The following is a 7,945-nucleotide window of genomic DNA, read 5'->3' as shown; positions in this document are numbered from 1 at the left end:
CTCTATTTCACTTCCCGGTAAGCAACAAAATCAAAACTATATTGATTCACTCTAAAGTAATGTACTGTGTACTCGAACGTTCTACCATCATCTAGTTCACCGGTAGAATCGACCCTAATTACCGGATAACCTTCATCCACATTAAGTTCTTGTGCTATAGGATTGACGAGTATTTCCGGTTTAGCCGACTGACGGGAAAGCTTAATCTTTAGCCCCTTAGTTTTCTCGATGTATTCATACTTGGAGTTACGCATCGCCCCGATACTTAGATCTGGAAACATGTTTACTGGCAGGTAAGTGTGTTCAAGTATTTCAGGCTCATCATCAATAAGCCTCAAACGCCGAATAGAATAAACTTCTTCGCCTTCACACAAGCCCAGTTTTTCTGCAATAACGACATCACTTTCAATGACTTCGAAAGTGATTATTTTCGATCCCGGCTTTTTACCTTGTTTAGAAACTTCTTCAACAAACCCATTAAGCTGAATGGCATTATGCGTTGCCTGAGGTGGTTTTACATAAGTACCGCTGCCTCGTTTCCTGAAAAGCAGATCCTTATCAACCAATACCTTCATCGATTTTCTGATAGTCACCCGGCTCACACCAAACCTTTTCTGTAGCTCACCTTCGGTTGGAAGAATAGAACCAGCTGCAAGTGTTCCACTATCTATTTGCTCAATGAGCTCCTCTGCTATTTGGAGGTAACGCGGTTTGTTCATTTTGGCTCCTTTTGTACGTGAAAATGCATCATAGCAAATCTTGTGATCGATAATACATTTAGAATACTTTAATTCTATTTCATGGAGATCTTGATCACTAATTGTCTTTATAAGTATCTTATATGTATTTATATAAAGATACTTTTAAGATACATTTAATTCATCAATACACAAGGTGATAAAGATTATGATGAGACAAAACCTAACAGTAGTAGGTGCGGGTAGTACCTACACACTGGGCATGATGAACAGCCTGATTGCTGAAAAAGAGACCTTTCCTTTAAAAAGAGTCGTTTTTTACGATATTGACGCACAGCGTCAGGAGTCGAACGCAAAGGCAACGGAAATCTTATTCAAAGAACAGTACCCGGAAGTTGAAGAGTTTATTTACACCACAGATAAAGAAGTCGCATTTTCCAATTCGGACTTTTTCTTTATTCAAATTCGTACCGGTGGCTTAGCTGCTCGTGAGCGTGACGAACAAATCCCGCTGTCTTACGGCTGTGTAGGGCAGGAAACTTGTGGTGCCGGAGGTATGGCGTATGGTTTACGCTCCATAGGAGATATGATTGAGCTGGTCAATGAAATTCGTGCTTTCAGCAAAGATGCCTGGATTCTCAACTATACCAACCCGGCCGCCATTGTTGCAGACGCGCTGAATCGTGAATTTCCTTACGACAAGCGAATTCTGAATATTTGTGATATGCCGGCTGCCATTATGGTCAGTTACGCGCAGCTTTTAGGTTGTGAGTTTTGGGATCTAGTACCTGAGTATTTTGGCCTGAATCACTATGGCTGGTTTACAAAAATCAAAAATAAGCAAGGTCAGGATCTGACCAATGAGATAAAAAATATAATAATAAATCAGGGTATTACCGCGATTGATCCAGAGATTGCCGATGACCCATCCTGGCAGGCGACCTTCCAGAATATGAGAACGCTTTTGCAGGATAACCCTGAATATCTACCAAACACTTATCTTCAGTATTATCTCTATCCGGAGAAGATGGTTACGAAAGAAGACATCAGTAATACCCGTGCACGCCAGGTTATCAATGGTCGTGAAAAGCGTGTATTTGAACTAAACCAGCGCATTATTGATGCAGGCACCACAGCAAATGAAACGCTGCATGCGGATATCCATGGCCGTTATATGGTGCGTGTAGCATCTTCTCTGGCATACAATACGGGAGATACCTATTTAGTTATCGTCCCGAACAACGGCATTATTTCTAACCTTCAAGATGACGCCATGGTTGAGGTTCCTTGCTCATTGACTAATGACGGTCCTCTGGCTTTCTCTGTCGGCAAGATTCCTACGTTCCAAAAAGCCATGATTGAGAGTCAACTTGGTTACGAGAAGCTGGTTGTTGATGCCTGGTATGAAGGTAGCCGTCAAAAGCTGATCAATGCATTAACCCTCAACCGCACCGTCGTAAATGTACCTACCGCGATAGCCATTGTGGATGAGGTATTAAAAGAAAACAGTGTTTACTTACCGCAATTTTTCAAATAACGAATAAAATAGGGCCTGTATTGTACAGGTCTGATAATTAAATCAAAAACTGAGGTTTTTATGAAAGACGTGATACAAAGGTTTGGAGCCGCGATGTTTGTCCCTGTACTCCTGTTTCCAGCGGCTGGTATGCTGCTTGGGTTCACCGTTATGCTGCTTAATCAGGACTTATTTCCCTGGGCAACCCCCGGCTCTACCTGGCATAGTATTTCTACTATTTTGCTGCAAGCATCACTTGCCGTGTTTAAAAACATGTCACTCATCTTTGCTGTTGGTCTGCCGATCGCACTTGCGAAGGTTGCCTCTGGCCGAGCGGTACTCGCAACTCTTGTTTCCTATATCACTTTTAATTATGTCATTGGGGGCATTCTGCAGTTTTGGGGAAGTGATTTAGGGGTCAACTATGTTGCCGGTGAGCGCGGTCTGACTGAAGTTGGTGGCATCCTGACTCTGGATACCAACCTGTTAGGTGCAATTCTTATCGCAAGTATTTCAGTGTGGGTGCATAACCACTACTTTGAGCGTAAGCTACCAAACTGGGCCGCTGTATTTGGTGGTACTCCTCTGGTTGTTATCATCAGCTTCCCGATCATGATTCTACTAGCTGTTATCACGAGCTTTGTATGGCCAAGCATTCAGGACGGAATAAATGGCCTACAAACATTCCTTGTTAACGCAGGCTCTTTTGGTGTCTGGTTGTTTACGTTTCTTGAAAGACTACTTATTCCAACCGGATTGCATCATTTTGTGTATGGCCCGGTATTCTACGGACCTGTTGCTGTTGATGGTGGTACTGTGGCTTACTGGATCCAACATATGCAAGAGTTTGCTGCGAGTTCTGCTCCACTAACAGAGCAGTTCCCACAAGGTGGTTTGATGCTAACCGGTATGGGTAAAGTATTTGGCTGCACTGGTATCGCTTTGGCCCTTTACTCAACTGCTAAGCAAGAAAATAAAAAGATGGTAATGGGTTTAGTACTTGGGGCTGCTTTTACAGCCATTTTGACAGGTATTACAGAACCAATTGAATTTACCTTCTTGTTTATCGCTCCGGCTCTGTTTGCACTGCACGCTCTGCTTTCAGCTACTATGGCAACTATCGCCTATTTGTTGGGGGTCTCTGGGAACTTTCAGACTGGTCTTATTGATTTTGTATTCCAGAACTGGTTGCCATTAGGCTCAAATCATATGGGTACTTATGTTATTCAGCTTATTATCGGGCTTTCGTTTACTGCTATTTATTTCTTCGTTTTCCGTACACTTATAGTGAGATATAACATTATGACTCCAGGCCGTGATGATTCAGAAGCCAAGCTATATACTAAAGCGGACTACAAAGAGTCTAAATCAGCAACATCTTCTACACCTACAACAGATTTATCACAAGCAAACGCCTTTATGGAAGGCCTTGGAGGTGAGCAGAACATTGAGCTGTTAACTAACTGCGCTACGCGCTTAAGGATTAAGGTTAAGGATCCTGAATTGGTAAAACCTACCTCATACTTCCAACAGCATGGTGCGGTAAACATGGTCAGAAGCGGAGATAGTTTTCAGGTTATTGTAGGTTTAACCGTTCCACAGGTCAGAGAGGAAATGACCCAACTGCTTAAGGTCTAAGTAGTATCATTTGTGAATAGCGTTTTAGGCCCCAATTTTGAGGTGGGGCACTTTTTAGGGTACTGTCAAGTTAACCGATGCTATGGCAGTATTTCTTCATGAGCATATATAAAAGACATCGATTTCATCCTGAAATCATCCGACATACCGTCTGGTTGTATTACCGTTTTAGCTTCAGTTTTAGAGATGGTGAAGATCTTCTAGCAGAGAGAGGCATTACCGTAAGTTACGAAACTATTCGATATTGGTGCAACAAATTCGGTAGTATCTATAGCAAACGTCTCAAGAAAAACGCCAATCGATTTGGTGATACGTGGTTCATGGACGAGGTGTATATCAATATTCGTGGAGAGCGGCACTACCTTTGGCGCGCGGTAGATCAGGATGGTGATGTTATCGATATTCTCGTCCAGGAAAAAAGAGATGGAAAGGCTGCTAAGCGTTTTTTCAACCGCCTATTGACAAGAAATCAAGGAGTTAGACCTTGGAAAATAGTGACAGATAAGCTTCGCAGTTATGATGTCGCTCACAGGGAAATTGCTCCAGATTCAATTCACGACAATAGCAAGTATCACAATAATCGGTGTGAAAGTTCTCATGAGCAACAAGAGTGAGGGTGCGGCAAATGAGAAAATTCAAAAGTAGGGCACACGCACAACGTTTTCTTAGTATATTTTCTCTAGTTTACAACGTATTCAACTTGCAAAGACATTTGTGCAATGCGAATTTTTACAAAAGTCGAAGATCTGCGGCATTTAACAATTGGCATGATATTACCGCTAGTTAATCTACTATTGACCAAATCCCGGAGGCTAAAACCAGTTAACTTGACAATACCTTCCATATATCATTTCGAGCCGCCTTTTCGTCATGCCTGTCGCAGAGTAGAAAGTCGATGATGTTACCGTGCTTATCTACTGCTCAATAGTAATACTTCCACTGACCTTTAACGCTGGCATATGTCTCGTCCATCCGCTATGAGCTAGCTATCGGTTTCTTTCTTTGACGCGCTTTATGCTCGAGTAAAAGAGCATACTTTATGACCCAGCGATTTAACGTAGAGTGATCAACAGCAACACCGCGCTCTGCCAATATCTCTGCAATTTCACGATAACTCAGCTTGTAAGAAAGGTAGTAACGGATCGCCAGGAGGATGATTTTCGATGGAAAATGGCGGGCAGAAAAGCTGATTGTCATGATGGTGGAGACCTCGTCGTAAAACTCGATCTTACCTCACGTCGTCAACTTGCAACAGAACCTTATGGTGTGTGTCCATGTAAGATTTTTTTGTTAGTTTACGTGTCAAAGTGACACAGAGATTGCTTGTTGAACACTTTGAGGCCATAATAATTATGTGACATTTTGACACAACAGGAGATAATATAATGGCTACCACCTTGCCTCGCATCACCGCTAGAGTTGATGTCGACACACAAGATTTACTTACTAAAGCTGCCGCAATCTCTGGCATGTCTAGTATAAACTCATTTGTTCTAAGCGCTGCAATTGAAAAAGCTAAACAAGTCATCGAACGTGAACAAGCTTTAAAACTGAACCAAGCTGATGCTATGTTGCTGATGGACGCTTTAGACCGTCCTGCAACACAGAACTCAAAACTAAAAGCTGCTTCTGAACGATACGAGAGCAAAACTCAATGATGAATACGGTACTTCTAGATAAAACTAAGCACGATAGAAACCGATTCAACTGTGGCATCGAAGCTCTCAATAATTACTTAAAAGTAATGGCGAGTCAGCAAGCAAAGAAAGACAACACCAGAACGTTTGTTTTGGAAGATGATAACGACAACTCACATATCATCGGCTTTTACACGCTCACAATGACGCCAATTGACTTAAAGGCATTGCCCGACAAGTTACAAAAAAAGCACCAATCATCCACCTCAGGTGGTCTGATTGCCCGTCTTGCTGTCGATGACCGATATAAGGGGAAAGGCTTTGGTGAATGGCTGCTTATCGACGCACTCAGAAAGCTGTTAGCTGCTAGTGATAGCGTTGCATTTCCGGTTGTTATCGTTGATGCCAAAGACGGTGCGAAACAATTTTATGAACGCTTTGGTTTTCAAGCATTTGAAGACACAGAAAATAAACTCTTCATCACCATTGCTGATGTGAGAGTAAGCTTAGGCTAGTTAACCACTAGCCTTTAGCAAACTAAAACGCCTTGCTAACGGGCAACAACGCTATGTTGACGGGGTTAGTTTCTGAGAGCGATCAATAACCATGTTAATTACATCTTGAAGGTCGGTACTAATTGGTAGCACTAGACGCTCTTTATCGAAGACTAAATTCATAATGAGATCCTTCTGTTATTTGTTCTTGGTAGGTTTGATGTGATTAACGAGGCCGAGAAGCTCCTTTTTCCTATCTTGGTATTTCTCTGAAACGACATGTAAGTAAATAGAACACTCAGCTTTCACGGCTAAACCTAGACCACGAATGATAGCGGCACAGAAGCCCTGATTGTTGGCTGAACCAGAAGAATAGAGGGATGTAGACCTGACTTTTCCATGGTTTATCACCCTGAGATTCGATAACCTCGAATAACTTAGAGCATGGAACCCACTGTTTTGAATGTAACCCTGCGCCCCTGTCTGGCCTGCAATTAGGAAGTAGAGTTGTTTATCTTCACTGTTTTGAGCAATCTCGAAGAGGACTTTCCCTTGAGATTTTGAACCTAGTTTGTCTGCTTCCCCTGATTTGAGGATGTTCGAGAATGGATTGTGTTTTGACGTGGCTTTAGATACATCAGCTTTTGTATTCGCCGTACTAGACCCTATGTTTTTAAGACCTAAAAATGCTGGTGGGCATGAAGGGCATGCGAAACGTATCAAACTGTTTTGAATCGGATTGGCTTGGAAGGAGTTATGAGTCCAGAGTATCTTTCTGATTTTGGAGTTATTTCGCAAATTCCAGTAGATCGCTTAACTGTTATGACAACGGGACGTTCCGGTGAATTCAAAACACCTTTGGGTACAACTAGACGTCGTGTCGAGTAATTTCAGAAGGAAGCCTATATCTTTTATATATACTCATTAGGAAATGCTGCCGTAGCATCAGCTAATTTGACTTTACCTTCTTTACATTCCTTTACATTTACGTTAACCCAGCCTTAACCCCCTTAAAGTGTATGATAATTCCATCTTCTCAAGATAAATCAGATTTAAAAGGACACTATTATGAAAAAACTTCTTACTATGGCTGTTACCACACTTCTTATTAGTTCAACTGCGTTTGCTAGCATGGTAACTTCAACATCAACATTAAATACAAAAGATTTTGATACCAAAACACAAGCGTATGAAGCCGGATTTATACTTGCTGATTCACTAAGTAATAAAACAGACTTCCAACTTCAAAAAGATTTGCGCGTACTAGATGGCTCTGATGTTTCAATCAACAATGTTGAAGTGAAGGTGACTGAACTTGCTACAGATCCAAACACTATTAGTTATCGTGCAGAACTAGAAGTGAATTACTCTTATGACAGCAATGATAGTTAAGTTGAACAACGACTATCCCATTTTAATCCCAAGCTCTAACAGGGTTGAACGATAATCATCATTTAGCCCTGAAGTGTAAAGCCACTGTTCGAGCCGATACCGCACTTTTTCGACAACTTTTTAGGACTCTAAGAGATTCTACCATTCCATCTCTTGTTTTTGGTGTAACTGTTCTCAATTTGCTAAAAGCAGCATGTGCCGCATTTTCAGCATCTAATGAGTCATCTTTTCCTTGTTTACGACGGTCAGATTTGTCTGGTGCGGTAACCTCTAACACTTCAATCCTACTGCTTTGCATGTATCGTAGTAAACCAAGGCCATATGTACCTGAGCATTCAATTCCGATCCGTGAAACACGGCCAAATGATGACATCCACATAAGCATTTTTTTATATCCATGCCTAGTTGTTGGAAAGCTTTCGGTAGATAGTACTTGATTTAACTCATTTACAACGGCAGCGGCATGGGTACTGTCAACTTAACAGCTTACCAATCAATTATGCGATAATCTGTGAATGAAAAATTCAAATATCTATGCAGGTTATCGCTATCCTGCCCCAATCATCAGCC

Annotated in this window: 8 protein-coding genes and 3 pseudogenes; 7 read left to right on the top strand and 4 right to left on the bottom strand. The window is 41.7% G+C overall.

The annotated features are described in order from the left end of the window. Positions 1–2 precede the first annotated feature (2 nt). Entirely contained in the window at positions 3–719 is a 717-nt protein-coding gene (locus R3X26_RS18565) for a GntR family transcriptional regulator (protein ID WP_317718811.1), read from the bottom strand. 187 nt (positions 720–906) lie between these two features. Here R3X26_RS18565 and R3X26_RS18560 point away from each other — a divergent pair, with 187 nt between their 5' ends. The 3 genes from R3X26_RS18560 (at position 907) to R3X26_RS18550 (ending at position 4,466) form a co-directional block, all read left to right on the top strand. Next, positions 907–2,235, top strand: coding sequence for a 6-phospho-alpha-glucosidase (locus R3X26_RS18560; RefSeq protein ID WP_317718810.1), 1,329 nt, complete (start codon positions 907–909; stop codon positions 2,233–2,235). Between the two features lie 60 nt (positions 2,236–2,295). Further along, on the top strand, positions 2,296–3,852 hold the full coding sequence (locus R3X26_RS18555) for an alpha-glucoside-specific PTS transporter subunit IIBC (RefSeq protein WP_317718809.1): 1,557 nt from the start codon (positions 2,296–2,298) through the stop codon (positions 3,850–3,852). Between the two features lie 98 nt (positions 3,853–3,950). After that, positions 3,951–4,466: an IS6 family transposase gene (locus R3X26_RS18550; protein WP_317718808.1), complete on the top strand. Its 516-nt coding sequence runs from the start codon at positions 3,951–3,953 to the stop codon at positions 4,464–4,466. Between the two features lie 238 nt (positions 4,467–4,704). On the opposite strand, the pseudogene R3X26_RS18545 reads toward R3X26_RS18550, so the two are convergent. After that, positions 4,705–5,049: pseudogene (locus R3X26_RS18545) on the bottom strand (IS6 family transposase); the annotation flags it as partial. Between the two features lie 188 nt (positions 5,050–5,237). Here R3X26_RS18545 and R3X26_RS18540 point away from each other — a divergent pair. Both R3X26_RS18540 and R3X26_RS18535 read left to right on the top strand, forming a co-directional pair. Further along, positions 5,238–5,510 (top strand): DUF1778 domain-containing protein, encoded by a 273-nt coding sequence (locus R3X26_RS18540; protein WP_317718807.1) that lies wholly within the window; start codon positions 5,238–5,240, stop codon positions 5,508–5,510. Then, positions 5,507–6,004, top strand: a complete 498-nt coding sequence (locus R3X26_RS18535; protein WP_317718806.1) for a GNAT family N-acetyltransferase — start codon at positions 5,507–5,509, stop codon at positions 6,002–6,004. The genes R3X26_RS18540 and R3X26_RS18535 overlap by 4 nt, the downstream gene beginning before the upstream one ends. A gap of 177 nt (positions 6,005–6,181) precedes the next feature. On the opposite strand, the pseudogene R3X26_RS18530 reads toward R3X26_RS18535, so the two are convergent. Continuing rightward, positions 6,182–6,652 (bottom strand): annotated as a pseudogene (locus R3X26_RS18530) (hypothetical protein). Between the two features lie 87 nt (positions 6,653–6,739). Between R3X26_RS18530 and R3X26_RS18525 the strand changes: the two are divergent. Further along, entirely contained in the window at positions 6,740–6,871 is a 132-nt protein-coding gene (locus R3X26_RS18525) for a hypothetical protein (protein WP_317718812.1), read from the top strand. Between the two features lie 180 nt (positions 6,872–7,051). Beyond that, positions 7,052–7,375 carry a DUF3316 domain-containing protein gene (locus tag R3X26_RS18520; RefSeq protein WP_317718805.1) on the top strand — a complete coding sequence of 108 codons (324 nt, stop codon included), beginning with the start codon at positions 7,052–7,054 and terminating at the stop codon, positions 7,373–7,375. A gap of 76 nt (positions 7,376–7,451) precedes the next feature. Here the strand turns inward: R3X26_RS18520 and R3X26_RS18515 are convergent. Beyond that, positions 7,452–7,841 (bottom strand): annotated as a pseudogene (locus R3X26_RS18515) (IS110 family transposase); the annotation flags it as partial. Positions 7,842–7,945: the final 104 nt, after the last annotated feature.

The organism is Vibrio sp. TH_r3, from assembly GCF_033101115.1.
Lineage (GTDB): Bacteria > Pseudomonadota > Gammaproteobacteria > Enterobacterales > Vibrionaceae > Vibrio.
This window is presented reverse-complemented; position numbering and strand designations above follow the sequence as displayed.